The organism is Streptococcus anginosus (assembly GCF_900636475.1).
GTDB classification, from domain to species: domain Bacteria; phylum Bacillota; class Bacilli; order Lactobacillales; family Streptococcaceae; genus Streptococcus; species Streptococcus anginosus.
Window position 1 is genome coordinate 213,192 of the sequence record NZ_LR134283.1, and the last position, 25,551, is coordinate 238,742.

General features: G+C 38.1%; 22 protein-coding genes and 1 CRISPR repeat array. Of the genes, 19 read left to right on the forward strand and 3 right to left on the reverse strand.

Annotation, left to right across the window (positions count from 1 at the left end; translation table 11 throughout):
• The first annotated feature begins 98 nt into the window (after positions 1-98).
• The 11 genes from uvrC to EL079_RS01145 all read left to right on the forward strand — a co-directional run bounded on the left by uvrC (position 99) and on the right by EL079_RS01145 (position 10,433).
• Entirely contained in the window at positions 99-1,898 is a 1,800-nt protein-coding gene (gene uvrC / locus EL079_RS01095; protein ID WP_003031930.1) for an excinuclease ABC subunit UvrC, read from the forward strand.
• A 106-nt stretch (positions 1,899-2,004) separates the two neighbouring features.
• Positions 2,005-2,610: a nitroreductase family protein gene (locus EL079_RS01100; RefSeq protein WP_003031915.1), complete on the forward strand. Its 606-nt coding sequence runs from the start codon at positions 2,005-2,007 to the stop codon at positions 2,608-2,610.
• A gap of 19 nt (positions 2,611-2,629) precedes the next feature.
• Entirely contained in the window at positions 2,630-4,030 is a 1,401-nt protein-coding gene (pepV, locus tag EL079_RS01105) for a dipeptidase PepV (RefSeq protein ID WP_003031919.1), read from the forward strand.
• 55 nt (positions 4,031-4,085) lie between these two features.
• Positions 4,086-4,943: an SDR family oxidoreductase gene (locus tag EL079_RS01110; protein ID WP_003031908.1), complete on the forward strand. Its 858-nt coding sequence runs from the start codon at positions 4,086-4,088 to the stop codon at positions 4,941-4,943.
• Between the two features lie 9 nt (positions 4,944-4,952).
• Positions 4,953-5,537, forward strand: coding sequence for a uracil-DNA glycosylase family protein (locus EL079_RS01115; protein ID WP_003023831.1), 585 nt, complete (start codon positions 4,953-4,955; stop codon positions 5,535-5,537).
• 102 nt (positions 5,538-5,639) lie between these two features.
• Positions 5,640-6,092 carry a MarR family transcriptional regulator gene (locus EL079_RS01120; protein ID WP_018543559.1) on the forward strand — a complete coding sequence of 151 codons (453 nt, stop codon included), beginning with the start codon at positions 5,640-5,642 and terminating at the stop codon, positions 6,090-6,092.
• Positions 6,089-7,621 (forward strand): ABC transporter permease/substrate-binding protein, encoded by a 1,533-nt coding sequence (locus EL079_RS01125; protein ID WP_004224694.1) that lies wholly within the window; start codon positions 6,089-6,091, stop codon positions 7,619-7,621. Before EL079_RS01120 ends, EL079_RS01125 begins: the two co-directional genes overlap by 4 nt.
• Positions 7,618-8,337 (forward strand): ATP-binding cassette domain-containing protein, encoded by a 720-nt coding sequence (locus EL079_RS01130; protein ID WP_004224688.1) that lies wholly within the window; start codon positions 7,618-7,620, stop codon positions 8,335-8,337. The genes EL079_RS01125 and EL079_RS01130 overlap by 4 nt, the downstream gene beginning before the upstream one ends.
• Positions 8,338-8,359: 22 nt before the next feature.
• Positions 8,360-9,313 carry a zinc-binding alcohol dehydrogenase family protein gene (locus tag EL079_RS01135; protein ID WP_004224695.1) on the forward strand — a complete coding sequence of 318 codons (954 nt, stop codon included), beginning with the start codon at positions 8,360-8,362 and terminating at the stop codon, positions 9,311-9,313.
• Between the two features lie 105 nt (positions 9,314-9,418).
• Positions 9,419-10,117, forward strand: coding sequence for an LD-carboxypeptidase LdcB/DacB (ldcB, locus tag EL079_RS01140; protein ID WP_004224686.1), 699 nt, complete (start codon positions 9,419-9,421; stop codon positions 10,115-10,117).
• Positions 10,118-10,142: 25 nt separating this feature from the next.
• Entirely contained in the window at positions 10,143-10,433 is a 291-nt protein-coding gene (locus tag EL079_RS01145) for an AraC family ligand binding domain-containing protein (RefSeq protein ID WP_004224691.1), read from the forward strand.
• A gap of 129 nt (positions 10,434-10,562) precedes the next feature.
• Here the strand turns inward: EL079_RS01145 and EL079_RS01150 are convergent, their stop codons facing one another.
• The gene (locus tag EL079_RS01150; protein WP_018543558.1) at positions 10,563-10,808 is read right to left on the reverse strand and encodes a type B 50S ribosomal protein L31; all 246 of its coding nucleotides are present in this window, start codon (positions 10,806-10,808) and stop codon (positions 10,563-10,565) included.
• Positions 10,809-10,911: 103 nt separating this feature from the next.
• Positions 10,912-11,850 carry a DHH family phosphoesterase gene (locus EL079_RS01155; RefSeq protein WP_003031512.1) on the reverse strand — a complete coding sequence of 313 codons (939 nt, stop codon included), beginning with the start codon at positions 11,848-11,850 and terminating at the stop codon, positions 10,912-10,914.
• 151 nt (positions 11,851-12,001) lie between these two features.
• On the opposite strand from EL079_RS01155, the gene EL079_RS01160 reads away from it, so the two are divergent.
• The 8 genes from EL079_RS01160 (at position 12,002) to thrS (ending at position 24,763) form a co-directional block, all read left to right on the forward strand.
• Positions 12,002-12,445, forward strand: coding sequence for a flavodoxin (locus EL079_RS01160; protein ID WP_003031508.1), 444 nt, complete (start codon positions 12,002-12,004; stop codon positions 12,443-12,445).
• A 133-nt stretch (positions 12,446-12,578) separates the two neighbouring features.
• Positions 12,579-13,964, forward strand: a complete 1,386-nt coding sequence (gene sufB / locus EL079_RS01165; RefSeq protein ID WP_003023872.1) for a Fe-S cluster assembly protein SufB — start codon at positions 12,579-12,581, stop codon at positions 13,962-13,964.
• Between the two features lie 225 nt (positions 13,965-14,189).
• Positions 14,190-18,380: a type II CRISPR RNA-guided endonuclease Cas9 gene (gene cas9, locus EL079_RS01170; protein WP_003031511.1), complete on the forward strand. Its 4,191-nt coding sequence runs from the start codon at positions 14,190-14,192 to the stop codon at positions 18,378-18,380.
• The gene (gene cas1, locus EL079_RS01175; protein WP_026248179.1) at positions 18,377-19,246 is read left to right on the forward strand and encodes a type II CRISPR-associated endonuclease Cas1; all 870 of its coding nucleotides are present in this window, start codon (positions 18,377-18,379) and stop codon (positions 19,244-19,246) included. The genes cas9 and cas1 overlap by 4 nt, the downstream gene beginning before the upstream one ends.
• Entirely contained in the window at positions 19,243-19,587 is a 345-nt protein-coding gene (cas2, locus tag EL079_RS01180) for a CRISPR-associated endonuclease Cas2 (protein ID WP_003030000.1), read from the forward strand. Before cas1 ends, cas2 begins: the two co-directional genes overlap by 4 nt.
• Positions 19,577-20,239, forward strand: a complete 663-nt coding sequence (csn2, locus tag EL079_RS01185) for a type II-A CRISPR-associated protein Csn2 (RefSeq protein WP_003032461.1) — start codon at positions 19,577-19,579, stop codon at positions 20,237-20,239. Before cas2 ends, csn2 begins: the two co-directional genes overlap by 11 nt.
• 91 nt (positions 20,240-20,330) lie before the next feature.
• A CRISPR array of direct repeats spans positions 20,331-21,885; the repeat unit is 36 nt; unit sequence GTTTTAGAGCTGTGCTGTTTCGAATGGTTCCAAAAC.
• A gap of 291 nt (positions 21,886-22,176) precedes the next feature.
• A complete protein-coding gene (locus tag EL079_RS01190; protein ID WP_003032482.1) occupies positions 22,177-22,818 on the forward strand; it encodes a nucleoside/nucleotide kinase family protein in 642 nt (213 codons plus the stop codon).
• A complete protein-coding gene (thrS, locus tag EL079_RS01195; RefSeq protein ID WP_003032466.1) occupies positions 22,811-24,763 on the forward strand; it encodes a threonine--tRNA ligase in 1,953 nt (650 codons plus the stop codon). The genes EL079_RS01190 and thrS overlap by 8 nt, the downstream gene beginning before the upstream one ends.
• A gap of 164 nt (positions 24,764-24,927) precedes the next feature.
• On the opposite strand, the gene EL079_RS01200 is transcribed toward thrS, so the two are convergent.
• Positions 24,928-25,479, reverse strand: a complete 552-nt coding sequence (locus EL079_RS01200; RefSeq protein WP_026248178.1) for a TetR/AcrR family transcriptional regulator — start codon at positions 25,477-25,479, stop codon at positions 24,928-24,930.
• Between the last annotated feature and the right edge of the window lie 72 nt (positions 25,480-25,551).

A 25,551-nucleotide genomic window follows, 5' to 3' on the forward strand; every position in this document is an offset into this window, starting at 1 on the left:
AAGAGGGCGTTGTTGTCCTCTTTTTTATATTGCAGATAATTTAGGTTTTCCATGCTCCTTTTTACTTCCTTTTGCTCATTTTTGCTATAATGATAATTATGAACAACTTGATTAAATCAAAATTAGAATTGTTGCCTACTAGTCCAGGTTGCTATATTCATAAAGATAAAAATGGCATTATCATCTATGTCGGAAAAGCTAAGAATCTGCGCAATCGGGTGCGCTCTTATTTTCGTGGGAGCCATGATACTAAGACCGAAGCGCTGGTATCTGAGATTGAGGATTTTGAGTTTATTGTCACGGATTCTAACATTGAAGCTTTGCTGCTTGAAATCAATCTCATCAAGGAAAATCAGCCTAAGTACAATATCATGCTCAAGGATGATAAGTCCTACCCTTTTATCAAAATTACCAATGAGACATATCCGCGTCTAATTATTACGCGTCAGGTCAAAAAGGATGGGGGGCTCTACTTTGGTCCTTATCCTGATGTAGGTGCTGCCAATGAAATTAAGCGCCTGCTGGATCGAATTTTCCCTTTTCGCAAATGCACTAATCCGCCTGAGAAGGTTTGTTTCTACTACCACATCGGGCAGTGCCGAGCTCACACTATCTGCCATAATGAACCACATTTTTTTCAAGATATGGCTCAAGAAGTATCAGACTTTCTCAAAGGGCATGATGATAAGATTATTGATGAGCTGAAAAGGAAAATGACTAGTGCGGCTGAGAAAATGGAGTTTGAAAAAGCGGCTGAGTACCGCGACTTGCTTCAAAGCATTGCGACGCTTCGCACTAAACAACGAGTCATGGCGAAGGATTTGCAGAATCGGGATGTCTTTGGTTATTATGTAGACAAAGGCTGGATATGTGTGCAGGTGTTCTTTGTCCGTCAAGGAAAACTCATTGAGCGAGACGTGAATATGTTTCCTTACTACAATGATCCCGATGAGGATTTTCTGACCTATATTGGTCAATTTTATCAGGAAAAATCTCATCTGATTCCCAATGAAATTTTGATTCCGTCTGATATTGATGATGTAGCTGTTCAGGCTGTGGTAGATACGAAGATTCTCAAACCTCAGCGAGGAGAGAAGAAACAGTTGGTTAATTTGGCTATTAAAAATGCGCAAGTTAGTTTGCAGCAGAAGTTTGATTTGTTGGAGAAATCTGTTGAAAAAACGCAAGGAGCTATTGAAAATCTAGGTCAGTTGCTCAATATTCCCACCCCAGTTCGGATTGAGTCCTTTGATAATTCCAATATTATGGGAACCAGTCCTGTTTCAGCTATGGTGGTCTTTATCAATGGGAAACCCAGCAAAAAGGATTATCGCAAGTATAAGATTAAGACAGTTGTCGGTCCAGATGACTATGCTAGTATGCGAGAAGTGATTAAGCGCCGCTATAGCCGAGTCATGCGAGATGGTTTAATACCGCCTGATCTTATTGTCATTGATGGTGGTCAGGGTCAAGTCAACATTGCTAAAGACGTCATTCAAAATCAATTAGGGTTAGATATTCCTATCGCTGGTTTGCAAAAGAACGACAAGCATCAGACTCATGAATTGCTCTTTGGCGATCCTTTGAAAGTGGTCGAATTATCTCGCAATTCACAGGAATTTTTCCTTTTGCAACGCATCCAAGATGAAGTCCACCGCTTTGCCATTACCTTCCATCGCCAGCTCCGGTCTAAGAATTCCTTCTCATCACAACTAGATGGCATTGAAGGACTGGGGCCCAAACGCAAGCAAAATTTGATGCGACATTTTAAATCTTTGACCAACATCAAGAAAGCCAGCGTGGATGAAATTGTCGAAGTGGGTGTACCGCGAAAAGTGGCAGAGGCCGTGCAGGAGAAATTGAGCAAATCTACAGATAAAAAGATAACCAACTCCTAGATTTTAGGGAAGCAAGTTCATCAGACTATTTCTCGTGAAAAACCTCTGCAAGCTCTTCCAATTTATGGTAAAATGAAATTAGTATAATAAGAAAAGGAAAGTCCCTATGAAATTTCTTGAATTAAATAAAAAGCGTCATGCAACGAAGCATTTCAATGATAAAGCAGTTGATCCGAAAGATGTGCGGACGGCGATTGAAATTGCAACTTTAGCGCCAAGTGCTCACAATAGCCAGCCTTGGAAATTTGTAGTTGTGCGTGAGAAAAATGCAGAATTGGCTGAGATTGCTTTCGGTGCAAACAAAGACCAAATCACAGAAGCACCCGTGACGATTGCTCTTTTTACAGATACAGACTTAGTTAAACGAGCTCGGAAAATTGCTCGTGTAGCTGGGGTCAATAATATGTCCGACGAATTGTTGCAATATTATATGCAAAATTTACCGGTTGAATATGGGCATTATTCTGAGCAGCAAAAAAGCGATTATTTGGCTTTAAATGCTGGTTTGGTGGCAATGAATCTTGTTTTAGCATTGACTGATCAAGGCATTAGTTCCAATATTATCCTTGGATTTGATAAGTCAAAAGTCAATCAAGTGCTAGACATTGATGAGCGCTTCCGTCCAGAACTTTTAATTACTGTTGGCTACACAGACGATAAACTGGATCCAAGCTATCGTTTGCCAGTGGATGAGATTATTGAAAAACGTTGATAGAAAGGAATATGATTTTATGACGATTGATTTTAAAGCAGAGGTTGAAAAACGTCGCGATGCTCTATTGGCTGACTTATTTAGCCTTTTGGAAATCAACTCCGAGCGAGATGATACGAAAGCAGATAAAGAACATCCTTTCGGGCCTGGACCTGTTAAGGCTTTGGAAAAATTCTTAGAATTAGCTGCGCGTGATGGTTATTCAACGAAGAATGTGGACAATTATGCAGGGCATTTTGAATATGGCGAAGGAGCTGAAGTTCTTGGAATTTTTGCACACATGGATGTGGTACCGGCTGGAAGCGGTTGGGATACAGATCCTTATACACCAACAATTAAAGATGGAAAACTCTATGCGCGTGGTGCGAGTGATGACAAAGGGCCAACAATGGCTTGCTATTATGGACTGAAAATCATCAAAGAATTAGGTTTGTCGACGTCTAAGAAAGTTCGTTTTGTAGTTGGTACAGATGAAGAATCTGGTTGGGCTGATATGGACTATTATTTCAAACACGTTGGTCTGCCAGAGCCAGACTTTGGCTTTTCGCCAGATGCAGAATTTCCGATTATCAATGGTGAAAAAGGAAACATCACCGAATATCTTCATTTTGCAGGGGAAAATGGCGGAGCTACGCACTTGCATAGTTTTACTGGCGGAATTCGTGAAAATATGGTTCCTGAATCTGCAACAGCAGTGGTATCAGGAAATGTGCCAAATCTTGAAGATAAATTAGATGAATTTGCAAAAGAACATGGACTTCGATTTGAATACCAAGAATTACCGAGTGGTCAAATAACAGTTACGATTGTTGGGAAATCCGCTCACGGAGCATCTCCACAATCCGGTGTCAATGGCGCGACTTATCTGGCGAAATTCTTGACCCAGTTTGATTTTGCAGATTCTGCTAAAAACTATCTTGAAGTGGCTGGAAACATTCTTTTAGAAGACCATGCAGGAAAAGCTCTGAAAGTGGATTATGTAGATGAAAAAATGGGTGCTCTTTCTATGAATGCAGGAGTCTTCCGCTTTGATGAGGCAAGTGATGACAACACCATTGCCCTTAATTTCCGCTATCCACAAGGAACCAATCCAGAAATGATCAAATCTAAATTGGAAAACTTGCCTGTAGAAAACGTGACATTGTCAGAGCACGAGCATGTTCCTCATTATGTTCCAATGGAAGATCCACTTGTGACAACGCTTTTGGACGTGTATGAAAAGCAAACAGGTCTGAAAGGTTATGAGCAAATCATTGGTGGAGGAACGTTTGGTCGTCTCTTGAAACGCGGTGTTGCTTATGGTGCTATGTTCCCAGGCTATACAGATACCATGCACCAAGCAAATGAATTTATAGATGTAGAAGATCTTTTCCGTGCAGCAGCTATTTATGCTGAAGCAATTTATGAACTGATTAAATAAAACAGGTAAACTCAGCTAGAAATAGTTGAGTTTCTTTCAAAGAAAGAGAACAATTATGATTTACACAATTACGAGTGCGACAGGTCAATTGGGGCAAAAGGTTGTTGCTGAAGCACGAAAACATTTAAATTCTAATGAAATTCGGCTATCTGTTCGAAGTCCCAAAAAAGCAAGTCAATATGTAACAGCAGGGATTGATGTTAGAGCAGCTGATTATTTAGATGTGAATTCTATGGTCGAGGCTTGGCGTGGAACGGATGTTTTGATTTACATTCCAAGTATTTCCCATCCAAGCATTGTGCGTGTGCCAGAATTTGAAAATTCGGTCATTGCAGCAGAAAGAGCTGGAGTTAAGCACTTTATCTTTGTTGGATTTTTCGCCGATCAAGTCAATAGTCCATTTCACATGGCAGCTTTCTTTGCTTATGCCAATACTCGTCTAGCGTCGGCTGGATTTTCTTACAGCATTATCAAAAATGCTATGTATGATGATCCATTGGTGCCTTATTTACCTGAGTTAATAGAGCGCAAGGCTGTTATTTATCCAATGGGAAATGCCAAAATGAGCTTTATTTCACGGGAAGATAGTGCAGAAGCCATTGTCAAACTGGCTATGTCACCTGTCCTACAGGGAAAAACGTATGTTTTGACTCAAGAACGCAATTACACAATGTTGGAGCTGGCTAATCTTTTGTCCGAGGTTTCTGGTCACGAGATTGGCTACCAACCAGTGACGGTTGAGGAATTTGCTGCCATTTATGATCAACCAAAAGGTTTCGGTGTTGTGCTGGCTTCTCTTTATCAAGCTGGAAGTCAAGGCTGTCTGGATATTGTGACAGATGATTTTCGGACAATCACAGGACGGCAGGCAACTGATTTGAAAAGCTACATGAAGAAGAATTATCAAAAATAGAGGCAAGAAATGGAAACGCTAGAAGACATTAAGAAAGCTATTATGGCTGATTCACAAAATCAAGCATATACAAAGCGAGGAATTGAGCCACTTTTTGCAGCGCCTAAAACGGCACGTATCAATATTGTCGGTCAAGCACCGGGCATCAGAGCGCAGGAAACGCGCTTGTACTGGAATGATAAGAGTGGTGATCGCTTGCGTGAATGGATGGGTGTCGATTATGATACTTTTTATCATTCAGGCTATTTTGCCGCGATTCCAATGGACTTTTATTTCCCAGGTCATGGAAAGTCAGGGGATTTACCGCCGCGTAAGGGCTTTGCTGAAAAATGGCATCAGCCGATTTTAGACTTGCTACCAGATCTTGAATTGACTGTTCTTATTGGTCAGTATGCTCAAAAATACTACCTTCATCAAAAAGGAACTGTAAAACTAACTGATACGGTAAAACATTATCAAGACTACTTGCCAGAATTTTTCCCGCTTGTCCACCCCTCACCACGAAATCAAATTTGGATGGCTAAGAATCCTTGGTTTGCAGAAACCGTAATCCCTGATTTAAGGGAACGGGTACAAAAGATTATTTCAAGATGAGCACTTGCTCATCTTTTTTTTGAAACCAAATCTTTGACAAAAAAGGTTCGATATAGTATTATAAATAAACTTCTATATCGTATAATTTTAGAGGAAAAACAGTTGGATAGAAAAATAATTAATAGTGGGTTTTACATTGGAAAAATTCATCGTTTGTCCAATCGACTGATGAACCACATTTTGTTAGAACGAGGAATCCAAGCCTTTAATGGAGAGCAGGGACGTATTTTACATGCGCTTTGGCAAAAAAATTATCAAAGCCAAACCGAACTGTCAGAGCAGACTGGCTTGACGTTGAACACTCTAACCAAAATGATTGACCGAATGATTCGCATGAAGCTTGTGGAACGGTGTTCTCATGAAAAAGATAAGCGGAAAAAGATGATTTGTCTGACAGATTATGCAAAAGGATTAAAAGCAGAATATGATGCAATTTCTGATGAAATCATTGAAATCTTTTACAGTGGTTTTTCTGATCTGGAAATCAGTGAATTTGAGATTTATTTAGAGCGTATTTTAGTAAATTTAAGCCAATCAAGAAAGGATGAAGCATGAACGAGTTAATCAAATTAGTGACCAATCAATGGCAGTTTCTATTTAGTCTGGTGCGGGATCATATCTGGATATCGGGGTTGTCTATCTTGCTTGCTTTAATTTTGGGAGTTGGGCTTGGAATTTTCATCAGTTTCAAAAAAAGCTGGGCTGGTGTCGTTATCGGAATAGTGAATATTCTTTATACAATTCCCTCTATTGCCCTTTTAGGGATTTTGATTTCAATTACAGGAATTGGTAACAAGACAGCAATTGTAGCTCTAACCTTGTATGCACTTTTACCTATGGTACGGAGCACTTATACAGGGATTACAGGTGTTGATCCGCTTCTCGTTGAAGCAGCAGAAGGAATGGGTTCTACTCGCGAACAGATTTTAACCAAGGTTCAATTGCCACTTGCCTTTCCGGTCATGATGGCAGGTTTTCGCAATATGGTGACGATGACCATTGCACTAGCCGGGATTGCTTCTTTCGTTGGTGCTGGTGGTCTGGGGGTTGCAATCTACCGTGGGATTACCACTAATAATCAAACCTTGACCTTGGTCGGAAGTATTTTAGTAGCTTTGTTGGCATTGGTCTTTGATTTTCTCCTTTCTTTGGTCGAAAAATCAATCTTAAACCATAAAAAAGTATCTGAAAAATGGTTAGTTGTTTTAAGTTTCATAACTCTTTTGACAGCAGGAACAATCGCGTTTTTGCAAATGAATCCAATGGGCGGAACGGTCAAGATTGCGACCAAGCCACAGACGGAAAACTATATCTTAGGTGAAATGCAAAAGCAAGTCATTGAAGAATATACCAATCTGAAGGTCAAAATGACCAAAGGTGTTGGTGGTGGTACCTCAAATATTCATCCAGCAATGGTTAAAGGTGAATTTGATATTTATGCTGAATACACCGGTACAATCTGGGAAGTTATTCTCAAAAAATCAGGCTCGTATGATGAAAGTCAATTTAAGACGCTTGAAAGTCAATACCGCAAGAAATATCAACTTGCATGGGCAAATACATTTAGCTTTAATAACACATATGGCTTAGCCGTTCGTAAGGATGTAGCAGAAAAATACAATATTAAAACCTTTAGTGATTTAGCCAAAGCCAGTCCTAATTTAACTTTTGGTGCAGAGTATGACTTCTTTGGTCGTGAAGACGGTTTTGCACGTTTGCAATCTACCTATGGTATGAAGTTCAAATCTCAAGTGGATATGGATAGCGGATTGAAATATCAGGCTATTAAATCCGGAAAAGTTGATGCGATTGATATTTTTACTACAGATGGACAGCTTTATGGTGCCAATCTAGTGGTTTTGAAAGATGATAAAAAAATCTATCCTTCTTATCAGGCAGGGACAGTTGTTCGAGAAGCCACTCTAAAAAAATACCCACAATTGAAAAAAGCATTGGCAAAATTAGACGGTATTTTAACAGATAGTAAAATGGCAGAATTGAACCACAAAGTAGAAAACGACAAAGAAGAGCCGGCTAAAGTTGCTCATGACTATCTTGTAGAGAAAGGAATTTTGAAAAAATGATTGAATACAAAGAAATTAGCAAATCTTATGGAAAACAAGACATTATCAAAAATCTAAATCTAAAGATTGAAGACGGCACTTTTCTGACAGTTGTGGGGACTTCTGGCTCAGGCAAAACGACATTGTTAAAGATGATAAATGGTTTGGTCAAGCCGAATCAAGGGCAAATCCTTATCAATGGTCAAGATGTGCAGGACACGGATTTGATTGAATTGCGGCGAAACATCGGTTATTCGATTCAAGGAAATGGGCTTTTTTCACATTTGACAGTTGCTGAAAATATTGCTTTTGTTTTGAATTTACAAAAGAAAAATCAAGTGGAAATAGAGAGAGTTGTAGATGAAAAGTTAGCCATGCTTGGTTTGGATCCCCAGCTAAAAAATCGCTATCCAGCAGCTTTGTCTGGTGGGCAGGCGCAACGAGTGGGGATTGCCCGTGCACTAGCTGCAACGCCTAATATTTTGCTAATGGATGAGCCGTTTGGAGCAGTGGATGCTATTACGCGCTATCAGTTACAGCGTGAATTAAAGTTACTGCATGAAGAAACCGGAATTACAGTTGTGTTTATCACACACGATATAGCAGAAGCTTTGAAACTAGGTACGAAAATCCTCGTTTTAGATAAGGGAGAAATCCAGCAATATGGCACGCCGCAGGAAATAAAAATGCAGCCTGCAAATGATTTTGTCAAAAAATTACTAGAATTAGCAAGCTAAGGAGAAGTTCTATGAATCAAAAATGAAAGCCATGGTGATTTATGAGCCTGGTGGTCCAGAAAAATTTGTTCTAGAAGAACGAGAAATCCCGAATGTAAAAGCAGGCTGGACTCTAGTCAAGATTAAAGGTTTTGGGATCAATCATTCAGAAATTGTCACTCGGAAAGGTCTATCTCCAACTGTTCAATTCCCTCGTATTTTAGGAATTGAGTGTGTAGGACAAGTAGTTGAAACGACAAGGAGAGATTTGCAAGAAGGACAAAAAATAGTCTCTATCATGGGGGAAATGGGACGTGCTTTTGACGGTTCTTATGCTGAATATGCTCTACTTCCAAATGAGCAGATTTATCCCGTAGATAGCCAATTACCTTGGTCTGAGTTAGCAGCAGTACCAGAGACCTATTATACCGCTTTTGGCTCTTTCAAAAATCTGCAGATAAAAGAAGGAGATTCAATCTTAGTCCGAGCTGCGACAAGTGGTGTTGGATTAGCTTTCTTAAAATTGGTAAAGGCGCAATTCCCACAGAATCGTGTAGTTGGCGTAGTTCGTTCTCTTGCTAAAAAAGATTTGCTTCAACATCAAGGTTTTGATGAAATTATTTTAAATGAAAGAGGAGTTTTGCAAACTGAGGAAAAGTTTGATAAAATCCTTGAATTAGTTGGTCCGGCTACTTTAAAAAATTCATTTGACCATATTCAAAGTGCAGGAATTATCTGTAACACTGGTCAATTAGGTGGCAAATGGTATGTAGAGGAGTTTGACCCAATCGTAGAAATAAAAAATAATAGCTTTTTGACGAGTTTTTATTCAGGCAATATGAGCCAGCAGCTTATTGATGAACTTTTTAGCTATATTGATACTTACCAGAAAAATATATCTCCTCAACGAATCTTTTCGTTAGAGCAAATCCCAGCAGCCCATTCTTATATCGAAAGTCAAGCGGGATTTGGGAAAGTGGTCGTCTTAAATGATTAACTAGAAAAAATGAAAAGTGTGCAAATGCATGCTTTTTTGAATTGACATACAGTATATCTACGCCTATAATGTAAATTAGAAAATTCTATAAATGAGGCGATACAGATGAAAAAAAGGATTGGGATTTTATTAGTAGCGAGTTTGTTTCTTTTGACAGCTTGTGGGGGAAAGAAAACGAATGTGGAAACGAAACAAGAAGGAAAAGCAACGTCTGCAAAAGTTGCGTCCTCTGAGCCAGCAAAGAAAAAAGCAAAAGTTCATTATAATGGTTCTTATTATAGTGTAAAAGGAAAATACGATGAAATTGTCATCGCAAATAAACATTATCCATTATCTTCAGATTACAATCCTGGTGAAAATCCTACTGCTAAAGCAAAATTGCTGGAGTTGATTGCTGCTATGCAGCGCGAAGGCTATCCTATCAGTCATCAATATAGCGGTTTTCGTAGCTATCAAATGCAAATGACACTTTATCAAAATTATGTCAATCAAGACGGGAAAGAAGCAGCAGATCGTTATTCTGCTCGACCTGGCTATAGTGAACACCAAACAGGCTTGGCTTTTGACTTGATTGGCACAGACGGAAATTTAGTAACAGAAGAAAAGGCTAGCCAATGGCTCTTGAAACATGCAGCCGAATATGGTTTTGTCGTGCGCTATCTAAATGGTAAAGAAGACAAAACTGGATATATGCCAGAGCAATGGCATCTGCGTTATGTTGGGAAAGAAGCAAAAGCGATTGCAGATTCAGGACTATCTTTAGAAGAATATTACGGTTTTGCTGGGGGAGATTATAAGGATTAAAGTTGAACACAAGGAGACAATACACATGAAGATTTATACAATAAACCCTACTATTGATGTCGTGGAAACACCTGTTGAAGAAACTAGTCGTATCATCCGTCACCTTCACTTAGGAGAAGGAAAAATGATTCCTGAACACAAGGCTGATGTTTTGGTGACTGTTGTTTGTCTAGAAGGAAAGGTTGATTTTACAGCATCTGGTCAAACCGTTCAACTTGTTCCCGGAAGTTTTTTAACCATGGAACCCAATGAACTTCATAGTTTATATGGTGTAAAAGATAGCCATGTATTGGTTATTCAGCAATTAAAATACTGAATGTGAAAAAAGGTGAAAACTTGGATGTCATACTGTCGTAGATTCCAAGTTTTTTTGATTATATAAAAAACCTTTCCCAAAATTGGAAAAGGCTTATTATCAACATTTTTTGTAATGTAAATACGATTTTTATTTGAGACCGTATTTTTTGTTGAAACGATCCACACGTCCATCTGCTTGAGTGAATTTTTGACGTCCAGTATAGAATGGATGTGAGTCTGATGAAATTTCCACACGAATCAAAGGATAAGTGTTTCCATCTTCCCATTGAACAGTTTCGCTAGAATACTTAGTAGAACCACTAAGGAATTTGTAGCCAGTTGAAGTATCCATAAAGACAACAGGACGGTATTCAGGATGAATATCTTTTCTCATTTTTAAAAATTTCCTTTCTGCCATGGTCTCTCTGCGAGCCATAGATTCGTTACTTTGATAGTTTACCAAATTCTAGCGGATTTGACAAGTCTTTTCTACCAAATTATTTCCTTTTTGCCAATTCTTTCAATTCTTGATAAACTTCTTCGATTTCTTCTTTGGAGTAAGCATTGGCACCGCTGGCAAGAGGATGACCGCCTCCGTCGTGTTTTTTAGCTACTTCATTAATCGGGATAAATTTACTCCGCAACCGAACGCGATAGTTGCCATTTTCTTGCTCAACAAAAATTCCCCATAATTCAACGCTGTCAATACGCCCCGGAGCTGAAACGATAGCAGAAGTGTCAGCATCTGTTAAATGATTGGCTTTGAGAAGTTCCTGAGTTAAAATGACATGAGCTGCACCATTTTCATCGACTTCTAAATGGTCATAAACATAGCCTTGAAGTTTAGCGATTTGATAGCTGAAAGAGTCCATTTTTCGAGCCAAAGCAGCAAAATCAAAGGGATACTCGCGAAGTTTACTTGCGACAGCCATTGTGCGGGCAGTTGTGGCAGGATATAGGAAACGTCCTGTATCACCGACAATTCCAGCATAAAGCAATTTAGCAGAATAATCATCTAGTTTCAGTTTATTTTCCAATGCAAAGAGAGCAATTAACTCACTAGCACTACTAGAGCTAGTATCCACCCAAGAAATGTCTCCGTAAATGTCATCGTTTGGATGATGATCGATTTTGATGAGAAAATCTCCTTTGTTGTACCGTTCATCATCAATCCGAGCAGTATTTGCCGTATCACAAACAATAACTAAAGCATGTTTGTAATCATCGTCTGAAACATCATCCATTTTAGCCAGCCAAGCAAGAGTAGGTTCAGTCTTTCCTGCTACTTTAATCTTTTTCTCAGGGAAATTGACTTGAAGTAATTTTTTCAAACCGACTTGACTTCCTAAGGCATCAGGATCAGGTCGCATGTGACGATGAATGATGATCGTATCATATTCTTTAATTTTATGTAAAATTTGCTTGAAAATTTCCATATGATAACCTCCGCTCTACCTTTTATTCATTGTATCATAAGATGATTATTTTAAAAAGTAAAAGGGAAAAGTAGGGAACTTTAAGAGATTTGAAGTGCAACAATTTGTTCAATGTGTTATAATAAACTGATAGAATTTTTTGGAGGAAATTATGGTTTTAGCAAAAATTGTATTTGCGAGTATGACAGGAAATACAGAAGAAATCGCAGATATTGTAGCTGATAAATTAAAAGAACTTGGTTTAGAAGTAGATATTGATGAGTGCACAACGGTTGATGCAGAGGAATTTCTAGAAGCAGACATCGCAATCGTTGCTTCTTACACATACGGTGACGGCGAGTTGCCTGATGAAATTGTTGATTTTTATGAAGATTTAGCTAGTCTTGACTTGACTGGAAAGATTTACGGTGTTGTTGGATCAGGCGATACATTTTATGATGAGTTTTGTAAGGCAGTAGATGACTTTGATCGCGCTTTTGCAGCGACAGGTGCTGAAAAAGGTGCTGAAAATGTCAAAGTCGATCTATCAGCAGAAGATGAAGATATTGAAAATCTGGAGAAATTCGCTGAAGCATTAGCCGAAAAAGTACGGTAATCATGTAAGAAGGCTGGGAAATTTTCCTAGCCTTTTTTAGCTTAATTTATTCGATTTTAGGCATATATTCTGACATTTCTAATATAGAATAGTATAATAAGAGAAGATAATTTGTATCAATGGGAGGAATGAGATGACGAAAGTACGAGATTATGCTTTTGGATTTCATGACGATGTGAAACCTTTGTTCTCAACAGGCAAAGGTCTGACAGAAGAGGTTGTTCGTGAAATTTCTGAAATTAAAAATGAGCCGCAATGGATGTTGGATTATCGCTTGCGTTCTTTAGAATTGTTCCATAAATTGCCCATGCCTGATTTTGGACCAGATTTATCCGGCATACGATTTGATGATATTGTCTATTATCAAAAATTAAGTGGGGATCGGGCTAGAAGTTGGGATGAAGTGCCAGATGAAATAAAGAAAACCTTTGAGCGTCTGGGGATTCCTGAAGCAGAGCGTCAATTTTTATCAGGAACTGTTGCTCAGTATGAATCTGAAGTAGTCTATCACAATATGAAAGAAGAATTTGCCAAGCAGGGCATTATCTTTACCGATACCGACACGGCAGTACAAGAATATCCGGATTTGGTCAAAAAATACTTTGGAACAGTCATTTCTAATGCAGAGCACAAGTTTTCCGCTTTAAATAGTGCTGTTTGGTCAGGTGGTACATTTATCTATGTTCCTAAAAATGTTCAATGTCAGGTGCCAGTTCAGACATACTTTCGTATCAATGGAGAGAATGCCGGTCAATTTGAACGCTCGCTCATTATTGTAGAAGAGGGTGGCTCTATTCAATACATTGAAGGTTGCACAGCGCCGACTTATACGACCAATAGTCTTCATGCTGCCAATGTGGAAATTATTGTCAAAAAAGATGCTTTTTTCCGCTATACAACGATTCAAAACTGGTCAGACAATGTTTATAATCTGGTGACAGAGCGTGGAACGGTTGAAGAAGGCGGTACTCTGGAATGGATTGACGGAAATCTGGGCAGCAAGGTCAATATGAAATACCCTTGCAGCATTTTGAATGGCCGCAATGCAAGAACTTCTGTTCTTTCCATGTCCTTTGCTAATTATGGTCAGCATTTGGATGCAGGCTGTAAAGTCTATCACAATGCGCCAAAGACTTCTAGCACATTGATTTCCAAGTCTGTTGCCAAAGACGGTGGTAAGACGGATTACCGCGGTCAAGTCCGTTTTGGCAAGAACAGTGCTGGTTCAAAGTCTCACATTGAGTGCGACACGATTCTTATGGATGGTGAATCCAGCTCAGATACCATTCCATTTAATGAAATTCACAATTCGAATGTTGCACTGGAACACGAAGCTAAGGTTTCTAAGGTTTCGGAGGATCAGCTTTATTATCTCATGAGCCGTGGCATTAGCGAAGAAGAAGCAACGGCTATGATTATCAATGGTTTCATGGAACCGATCACCAAAGAACTTCCAATGGAATACGCAGTGGAGCTTAACCAACTCATTAACATGAGTATGGAAGGCTCAGTAGGATAAAAATAAAAACAGTCGTAAGGCTGTTTTTTTGTGTTCTTGATTGAAATAAAAAAGCACCGAATCGGTGCGCACTTTTTAAGTTGAGTACGGACAAAGCCTTATTTTAACTTGCTGTGTTGTTTCGAATGATTCCAACATAATTATTATACAATATTTCTATTTAAATGTAAACGCTTTTGTGTTAAAATATTGATATAAATAACAATTTTATAAAAGGGGAGTATTATGACTAAACCATACTCAATTGGCCTCGATATTGGTACCAACAGTGTAGGTTGGGCTGTGATTACTGATGACTATAAAGTTCCAGCTAAGAAGATGAAAGTTTTAGGGAATACAAATCGAGATTATATCAAGAAAAATCTTTTAGGTGCCCTTTTGTTTGATGGGGGAGAAACAGCTGAGGGAAGACGCTTGAAACGGACTGCTAGGCGCCGTTATACTCGCCGAAAAAATCGTCTACGCTATTTGCAAGAAATTTTTGCTGAGGAAATGATGCAAGTCGATGAGAGTTTTTTTCAGCGCTTGGATGATTCATTTCTTGTTGAAGAAGATAAGCAAGGAAGCAAATATCCTATTTTTGGAACTTTAAAAGAGGAAAAAGAGTATCATAAAAAATTTAAAACGATTTATCATTTAAGGGAAGAATTAGCAAATTCAAAAGAGAAAGCTGATTTGCGTTTGGTGTATTTGGCTTTGGCTCATATGATTAAATTCCGTGGTCACTTTCTCTATGAGGGCGACCTAAAAGCTGAAAATACAGATGTTCAAGCATTATTTAAGGATTTTGTAGAAGAATATGATAAGACTATTGAAGAAAGCCATTTATCAGAAATAACAGTTGATGCATTAAGTATCCTAACAGAAAAGGTTAGTAAGTCTAGCCGTTTAGAAAACCTTATTGCTCATTATCCAACTGAGAAGAAAAATACTTTATTTGGGAATCTTATTGCTTTATCTTTGGGGCTACAGGCAAACTTTAAAACGAATTTCCAATTATCTGAAGATGCTAAGTTGCAATTTTCTAAAGATACGTACGAAGAAGATTTAGAAGGGTTACTTGGGGAAGTTGGAGATGAATATGCGGACCTGTTTGTATCTGCTAAAAATCTTTACGATGCCATCTTGCTGTCAGGGATTTTGACAGTAGATGATAACTCAACAAAAGCACCTTTGTCTGCTTCAATGGTTAAACGCTATAAAGAACACAAAGAAGAATTAGCTGCTTTTAAACGTTTTATAAAGGAAAAACTTCCTAAAAAATATGAGGAAATTTTTAAGGATGATACAAAAAACGGTTATGCAGGCTATGTTGGTGCTGATAAAAAGTTACGAAAAAGAAGTGGGAAATTAGCAACTGAAGAAGAATTTTATAAATACGTGAAGGGGATTTTAAATAAAGTTGAAGGTGCAGATTATTTTCTTGACAAAATTGATCGTGAAGATTTTCTGAGAAAACAAAGAACATTTGATAATGGTTCTATTCCGCATCAAATCCATCTGCAAGAAATGCATGCTATCTTGCGACGCCAAGGTGAACACTATCCATTCTTGAAAGAAAATCAAGATAAGATTGAAAAAATCTTAACGTTTAGAATTCCTTACTATGTTGGTCCTTTGGCGCGAAAAGGCAGCCGTTTTGCCTGGGCAGAATATAAGGCGGATGAAAAAATTACGCCATGGAATTTTGATGATATTCTTGATAAAGAAAAATCAGCAGAAAAATTCATCACACGCATGACTTTAAATGATTTGTATTTACCTGAAGAAAAAGTCTTACCCAAACACAGTCCTCTATACGAAACCTTTACCGTTTACAACGAGTTGACCAAAGTTAAGTATGTTAATGAACAGGGTGAAGCTAAATTCTTTGATACAAATATGAAACAAGAGATTTTTGATCATGTTTTTAAAGAAAATCGGAAAGTTACGAAAGATAAACTTTTAAATTATTTGAATAAAGAGTTTGAAGAATTTAGAATTGTTAACTTAACTGGACTGGATAAGGAAAATAAAGCCTTTAATGCAAGTCTTGGAACTTATCACGATTTGCGTAAGATTTTAGATAAATCATTCTTAGATGATAAAGTAAATGAAAAGATAATTGAGGATATCATTCAAACACTAACTCTGTTTGAAGACAGAGAAATGATTCGCCAGCGTCTTCAAAAGTATAGTGATATTTTTACAACACAGCAATTGAAAGAATTGGAACGCCGTCATTACACTGGTTGGGGACGCTTGTCATACAAGTTGATCAATGGCATCCGAAATAAAGAGAATAAGAAAACAATATTAGACTATCTAATCGATGATGGTTATGCTAATCGTAATTTTATGCAGTTGATTAATGATGATGCTCTTTCTTTTAAAGAAGAAATTGCTAGGGCACAAATCATTGGTGATGTTGATGATATTGCAAATGTAGTGCATGACTTACCTGGAAGTCCTGCTATCAAGAAAGGGATTTTACAAAGTGTCAAAATCGTTGATGAATTAGTCAAAGTAATGGGGCATAACCCTACTAATATTATTATAGAGATGGCGCGTGAAAATCAAACGACAGATAAGGGGCGTAGAAATTCTCAGCAACGTCTTAAATTATTACAAGATTCATTGAAGAATTTGGACAATCCTGTAAATATTAAGAATGTGGAAAATCAGCAACTTCAAAATGATCGATTATTCTTGTACTATATCCAAAATGGCAAGGATATGTATACAGGAGAAACTTTAGATATTAACAATCTAAGCCAATATGATATAGATCACATTATTCCGCAAGCCTTTATTAAGGATAATTCACTTGATAACCGTGTGCTGACTCGTTCTGACAAAAACAGAGGTAAATCTGATGATGTACCAAGTATAGAAGTTGTTCATGAAATGAAGTCATTTTGGAGCAAACTTCTTTCAGTAAAACTGATTACACAACGCAAATTTGATAATTTAACCAAGGCAGAACGTGGCGGTCTGACCGAAAATGATAAAGCAGGTTTTATTAAACGTCAGTTAGTTGAGACAAGACAAATTACTAAGCATGTTGCGCAGGTTTTAGATGCTCGTTTTAATGCAAAGCATGATGAGAATAAAAAAGTGATTCGAGATGTTAAAATCATTACTTTGAAATCTAATCTAGTTTCACAATTTCGAAAGGACTTTAAGTTTTACAAAGTACGTGAAATTAATGATTATCACCATGCACATGACGCTTATCTCAATGCAGTTATTGGAACAGCTTTGTTGAAAAAATATCCCAAACTTGCATCAGAATTTGTATATGGTGAATTCAAAAAATATGATGTCCGTAAATTTATTGCGAAATCTGATAAGGAAATTGGAAAAGCTACAGCAAAATATTTCTTTTATTCAAATTTGATGAACTTCTTTAAAAAAGAGGTTAAATTTGCAGACGGTACAGTAGTTGAGAGGCCTGATATTGAAACAAGCGAGGATGGCGAAATAGCTTGGAATAAACAAACCGACTTTAAAATTGTTCGCAAGGTTCTCTCCTATCCGCAGGTTAATATTGTGAAGAAGACTGAGGTACAGACTCATGGTCTAGATAGAGGGAAGCCAAGGGGACTTTTTAATGCTAATCCTTCTCCTAAACCTAAACCAGATAGTAGTGAAAATTTAGTGGGGATAAAGAGAAATCTTGACCCTAAGAAATATGGTGGTTATGCAGGTATTTCAAATTCTTATGCTGTATTGGTTAAAGCGATTATTGAAAAAGGAGTCAAGAAAAAAGAAACGATGGTACTAGAATTTCAGGGAATTTCCATTTTAGACCGAATTACTTTTGAAAAAGATAAAAGAGCTTTCTTGTTAGGAAAAGGATACAAAGATATTAAAAAAATCATTGAGCTACCTAAATACAGCTTGTTTGAATTGAAAGATGGATCCCGTCGCATGTTAGCTAGCATTCTTTCAACAAATAATAAACGTGGAGAAATTCATAAAGGAAATGAATTGTTTGTTCCACAAAAGTTTACAACTCTGCTATATCATGCCAAACGAATTAACAATCCAATCAACAAAGATCATATAGAATATGTTAAGAAGCATAGAGATGATTTTAAAGAGTTGCTCAACTATGTATTAGAATTTAATGAAAAATATGTGGGGGCTACTAAAAATGGAGAGCGTTTAAAAGAAGCGGTGGCGGATTTTGACAGCAAAAGCAATGAAGAAATTTGTACTAGCTTTTTAGGAGCCGTTAATAGTAAGAATGCAGGCTTATTTGAGTTAACCTCATTAGGAAGTGCCTCAGATTTTGAATTTCTTGGTGTAAAAATTCCTAGATATAGAGATTACACTCCCTCATCGCTATTAAAGGATTCTATCCTCATCCACCAATCCATCACGGGTCTTTATGAAACACGGATTGACTTGAGTAAGTTAGGAGAAGATTGATGGGGTGGAGAACAGTTGTTGTAAATACACATTCAAAACTTTCCTACAAGAATAATCACTTGATCTTCAAGGATGCCTCTCGGACAGAATTGATTCATCTGTCCGAGGTGGATATCTTGTTGTTGGAGACAACTGATATTGTGCTGTCAACCATGCTGATTAAGCGGCTGGTTGATGAGAATATTTTAGTTATTTTTTGTGATGATAAGCGTTTGCCAACAGCCATGCTGATGCCCTACTATGCACGTCACGATTCCAGTTTGCAGCTGAGTAATCAAATCACTTGGTCAGAAGATGTCAAGGCAGAAGTCTGGACGACAATCATTGCACAGAAGATTCTGAATCAAGCGATGTACCTTGGAGATTGTGGTTTCTTTGAAAAATCACAGTCTGTCATTGATTTGTATAATGGGTTGGAGCTGTTTGATCCTAGTAACCGCGAAGGACACGCGGCTCGGATCTACTTTAATACATTATTTGGAAATGATTTTTCAAGGGAACAAGATAATGATATTAATGCTGCTCTTGATTACGGATACACCTTGATACTAAGTATGTTTGCTCGGGAAGTAGTGGTTTGTGGATGTATGACTCAGTTTGGGCTGAAACATGCCAATCAGTTTAACCAATTTAATCTGGCAAGTGATATAATGGAGCCGTTTCGTCCAATTATTGACAGAATTGTTTATGAAAACAGGAACGATGACTTTGTGAAAATTAAGAGAGAGTTGTTTACTATTTTTTCTGATACTTTTCTCTATAATGGAAAAGAAATGTATTTATCTAACATCATCAGTGATTACACCAAAAAAGTGATAAAGACATTGAATCAAATGGGGAAAGGAGTTCCTGAATTTAGGATATGAGTTATCGATATATGCGAATGATTTTAATGTTTGATATGCCGGTTGAGACTGCAGAGGAGCGTAAAGCTTATCGAAAATTTAGGAAATTCTTGATGAATGAAGGGTTCATTATGCATCAGTTTTCGGTATACAGTAAATTGCTTTTGAATAATTCTGCCAATAATGCCATGCTTGAGCGGTTAAAAGTTAATAATCCTAAGAAGGGAAGTATCACCCTTTTAACGGTAACAGAAAAGCAATTTTCTCGCATGATCTACTTGAATGGAGAAAGGGATACCAGTATTGCCAATTCAGATGCAAGGTTGGTATTTCTAGGAGAGGATTTTACAGATGAAAATTAATTTTCCGATTCTGGACGAACCGATTGAAATTAAACAGGCTACTTTCCTTATTTTAGAGGAACAGCTGATATTTTCCGATGTTGTCAAACACCTATATCACTATTCGGAAGAAGATGAGCTAAAATTATTTGATAACAAGATGAAATCCTTGAAAGAATCCGAGTTATTGCTTATTACAGATATTTTAGGTTACAATATTAATTCGCCGGCAATGTTAAAATTGATTCGTGCGGATTTGGAAAAACAGTTGAATGAAAAGTCTGAAGTGAAATCTATGTTAGAAAAATTAGTTGCAACTATTACAGAACTAATTGCTTTTGAATGTTTAGAAAACGAGCTGGATTTAGAGTATGATGAAATAACAATTTTGGAATTGATTGATGCTTTAGGTGTAAAAATTGAAACACTAAGTGACACTGTTTTTGAGAAAAGTTTAGAGATTGTTCAGGTGTTTAAATATCTTTCTAAAAAGAAACTGCTTGTCTTTGTGAATGTATCATGTTATCTGTCTGAACATGAACTAGCTAAATTGGTAGAATATATTCAACTTCATAATATAAATGTACTGTTTGTTGAACCAAGAAAAGTATACGACTTCCCTCAATATGTAGTGGATGAGGACTATTTCTTATCTTGTGAGAATATGATATAATATTAGTAAATATAAGGAATCATTTGAGCTGAAGTCTAGCTGGGACGAATGGCGCGATTACGAAATTTCGAGACAAAAATTGGTCCACGAGGTTTTAGAGCTGTGCTGTTTCGAATGGTTCCAAAACTATACTGTTTTAATCCTCACACTCAAAGTTGTTTTAGAGCTGTGCTGTTTCGAATGGTTCCAAAACACTAGCGTTAGAGCACGCACTACAGCATATGTTTTAGAGCTGTGCTGTTTCGAATGGTTCCAAAACCTCAAAATGTGTCTTACCATACAGCGCAATGTTTTAGAGCTGTGCTGTTTCGAATGGTTCCAAAACATTCCCGCGAGGAATATAAGTAATTCTCAAGTTTTAGAGCTGTGCTGTTTCGAATGGTTCCAAAACACGGCGAGACCATGAGTGGTAAGTCTTATCGTTTTAGAGCTGTGCTGTTTCGAATGGTTCCAAAACTGATAAAGAAAGATAGGAGGTGAGTATCATGTTTTAGAGCTGTGCTGTTTCGAATGGTTCCAAAACGCTTCTACTAATTGTTCATTCAAAGCGTCAGTTTTAGAGCTGTGCTGTTTCGAATGGTTCCAAAACTAATCAAAACATCCAGCAACCAAGGCGACAGTTTTAGAGCTGTGCTGTTTCGAATGGTTCCAAAACTGCTATCTTTCTGCTATAATAAAAGCAGAAGTTTTAGAGCTGTGCTGTTTCGAATGGTTCCAAAACATTCTTCTTCAAAGCTCGACGAATGAGCTTGTTTTAGAGCTGTGCTGTTTCGAATGGTTCCAAAACTTGGCGGGCGCGTTTGTCAATCACTTAGATGTTTTAGAGCTGTGCTGTTTCGAATGGTTCCAAAACAAAATAAGGTTTTGAATTTTCTTCTTCTTCGTTTTAGAGCTGTGCTGTTTCGAATGGTTCCAAAACAATTTTTAGCCCCTCCATTTCCTCGACAAAGTTTTAGAGCTGTGCTGTTTCGAATGGTTCCAAAACTAAAGGGGAACGTGTTGACGTTCGTGGTATGTTTTAGAGCTGTGCTGTTTCGAATGGTTCCAAAACGTCCTAGCTCAAAATCTCTGAAACTCCTATGTTTTAGAGCTGTGCTGTTTCGAATGGTTCCAAAACAATTTTTAGCCCCCCCATTTCCTCGACAATGTTTTAGAGCTGTGCTGTTTCGAATGGTTCCAAAACCTCCTGTTTTGCGCCCTTGGTTGCTGATATGTTTTAGAGCTGTGCTGTTTCGAATGGTTCCAAAACCCCAATATTCGCTTTAAATTGTTCTGTCATGTTTTAGAGCTGTGCTGTTTCGAATGGTTCCAAAACGAAACTGGTCGATTATTGGGTAGTCCCTTAGTTTTAGAGCTGTGCTGTTTCGAATGGTTCCAAAACAAGTCGGCAAGTGATGATGAGTTGCAAAGAAGTTTTAGAGCTGTGCTGTTTCGAATGGTTCCAAAACTAAAGGAATGTTGAAAGAACCATTTTATAAGTTTTAGAGCTGTGCTGTTTCGAATGGTTCCAAAACCAATCAGATTATTAAATTCCCCTAATTTGGGTTTTAGAGCTGTGCTGTTTCGAATGGTTCCAAAACATTATTTAGGATCAAAGCGAAGGTTGCATTGTTTTAGAGCTGTGCTGTTTCGAATGGTTCCAAAACACAATACATTTTAATCATAGGGCTTGCAAATTTTTCCAATCGTGTTATAATACTTTTTAGAGACATATCACCTACAGGAAATCTTTCAGAGAGCGTGTGGAGCTGGGAATCACGCAGAGGATGTAGCTGGGACTACTCGATTTATTTTTATGCAAACATAAAACGGTGGCTACGTTAGAGCCAATCAGAGGTGTCAACAAACTTTTTTGTTGTACATGAATGAAGGTGGAACCACGTTGCGACGTCCTTTTAGGATTGCCGCTTTTTATTTTGTCGGAAGGAGGAAGAGTTATGCTCTATATGATTGGTGGATCGCCTTGCAGTGGGAAGTCAACAATTGCCTCCCTTCTTACTCAGCAGTATGGGCTGCTTCATATCAAGTTAGATGATTTGACAGACCAGATGATGGATCAAGCAAGAGCGAACGCAAAGCCGATTTCCCTTCTGAGACAGGACAGAAGTCCGGATCAAATCTGGCTGAGACATCCAGAGGAGATGGCAGGTGAAGAATGGTGTTTTTATGAGGAGATTTTTCCTTATGTGACATCTTACTTGCTAAATAATCAAGATAAACCACTCTTACTGGAGGGAGCAGGGCTTCTGCCTCACCTGGTAAAAAGTCTTGAAGAACCAGCGGTTTCCTATCTATGCTTGACTCCGACAGCTGATTTTCAGACAAAGCATTATCGGCAGAGAGAATGGGTTCCCTATGTTTTAGAGGACACATCCAATCCTGAGCAAGCTTTTGAAAACTGGATGCAGCGGGACATTCTTTTTGCCCAAATGGTGCGGAAGGAAGCAAAAAAATTAGGCTATCCTAGCCTCATGACAGACGGCAGTCGATCGGAAAAGGAGACCGCTGAAGAGATTGCTCGGCTCTTAAAATTGCCCAATACAAATAAAATAGATATTAAAGGAGAAAACTATGATTAAGATTACTTTCCCAGATGGCGCTGTTCGTGAATATGAATCAGGCAGCACGACTTTTGACATTGCCCAATCTATCAGCAATTCCTTGGCAAAGAAAGCCTTGGCTGGTAAATTCAACGGCAAACTCATAGATACCACTCGTGCCATTACAGAAGATGGATCAATCGAGATTGTGACACCTGACCATGAAGATGCCCTGCCTATCTTGCGTCACTCTGCTGCTCATCTCTTTGCGCAAGCAGCCCGTCGTCTCTTCCCAGAGATTCACTTAGGGGTTGGTCCTGCTATTCAGGACGGTTTCTACTACGATACGGACAATACAGCTGGTCAAATCTCTAACGAAGACCTGCCTCGTATCGAAGAAGAAATGAAGAAGATTGTCAAGGAAAATTTCCCGTCAATCCGAGAAGAAGTGACAAAGGATGAAGCACGAGAAATTTTCAAGAATGATCCTTACAAGTTGGAATTGATTGAGGAGCACTCAGAAGACGAAGGAGGGCTTACAATCTACCGTCAAGGAGAATATGTGGATCTCTGTCGTGGACCTCATGTACCGTCAACTGGGCGTATTCAAATTTTCCATTTGTTAAATGTAGCGGGTGCATACTGGCGTGGAAATAGCGACAATGCTATGATGCAACGGATTTATGGAACAGCTTGGTTTGATAAGAAAGACCTAAAAAACTATCTCCAAATGCGTGAAGAAGCGAAAGAACGTGACCACCGTAAGCTCGGTAAAGAGTTGGATCTTTTCATGATTTCTCCTGAAGTTGGACAAGGACTTCCATTCTGGCTTCCAGATGGTGCGACTATTCGTCGTATCGTAGAGCGCTATATTACAGACCGCGAAGTCAATGACGGCTACCAACACGTGTATACGCCACCGCTTGCTAGTGTGGATTTATACAAAACTTCTGGTCACTGGGAACATTACCAAGAAGATATGTTCCCGCCAATGGATATGGGAGACGGTGAACAATTTGTTCTTCGTCCGATGAATTGCCCGCATCATATTGAGGTCTATAAAAACCATGTGCATTCTTATCGTGAGCTGCCAATTCGCATTGCAGAACTTGGTATGATGCACCGTTTTGAAAAATCAGGTGCGCTCTCAGGACTCCAACGTGTTCGTGAAATGACGCTGAATGATTCTCACTTATTTGTCATGCCGGAGCAAATTCAAGAAGAATTTAAACATGTGCTGGATTTGATGATTGACGTTTATAAAGACTTCAATATTACAGACTATCGTTTCCGTCTGTCTTATCGTGACCCGAATGACAAGCATAAATATTTTGATAATGATGAAATGTGGGAAAATGCTCAACGCATGTTAAAAGGAGCAATGGATGACTTAGGTTTGGATTACTTTGAGGCAGAAGGCGAAGCTGCTTTCTACGGTCCTAAGTTGGATGTCCAAGTAAAAACGGCTCTTGGAAATGAAGAAACTCTTTCCACTATTCAATTAGACTTCTTGCTACCAGAACGTTTCGACCTTCATTATGTCGGAGCAGACGGTGAAGAGCATCGTCCAGTCATGATTCACCGTGGTATCGTGTCTACTATGGAGCGCTTTATTGCTTACTTGATTGAAACTTACAAAGGTGCTTTCCCAACTTGGCTTGCTCCTCATCAAGTGACAGTCATTCCGATTTCTAATGAAGCACATGCTGACTATGCTTGGAAAGTGGCGAAAGAACTGCGCAATCGTGGTGTCCGCGTGGATGTTGATGAACGCAATGAAAAAATGCAATACAAGATTCGTCAAAGTCAAACCCATAAAGTTCCTTACCAATTGATTGTAGGGGACAAGGAACAAGTAGACGGTACGGTGAATGTTCGTCGTTACGGAAGTAAACAAACACATACAGAAACAGTTGCAGAATTTGTAAATCATATTTTGGCAGATATTGCTAGAAAATCACGTCTAGATGATAGAGAACAATGATGACATGATTGCATATAAAAACGTGTACCAGAGAATTATAACATGTATTCTGTCATCTCACTTTACAATCTTTCAATTTCTGAGCTTAAGCTAGAAAAGATATAAATCAAAAACTCTATTTCTAAAAGGGATTTTCCCGATTAGAAATAGAGTTTTTTAGTTTATCATTGCCAAGCATCGTAATCAAAGGTTTCTAAAATCGTATTCGTCATTTCTTCAGGTGTTTCTTTAACTCCACTTGAAATCCAGAGTGAGATAATACCCTCTACGCTAGATAAAAAAACTTCCAGCGCATATTTTTTAGAAATGGTGAAATTTTCTTTTAAAAAGTATTCGGTTTGAAGTCTGTGTTGCTCGTTAGTTAAAATGCTAAGCATGAATTCACGGATTGTTTCACGGAAATTGAGGTAATGGCTTTGAGAAACAGCATAAATCAGATCATAATTTTGCTGGAGATAGCTTAGATTGGCAATGAGTAGGTCACGTGTGTTTGTCGTTTCTTCAAAATTTTTGCGTAATTGAGCGATGATTTCTTCTTTTAGCGTTTCGATCAAATCGTATTTATCAAGATAGTGAAGATAAAAAGTTCCACGATTGATACCTGCTCGTTGGCAGAGTTTACTAACGGAAATTGTTTCAAATTTTTCTTCTAACAAGAGTTGAATGAGAGCTTCTCTGATGTGTTGTTTGGTTGCTGTTTGCCGATTTTGCATCATAATACTCCTTAAATGAACACTCTGTTGATGATTGATGATTGCCTTTATGTTAAGTCTATTTTATAATAAAGA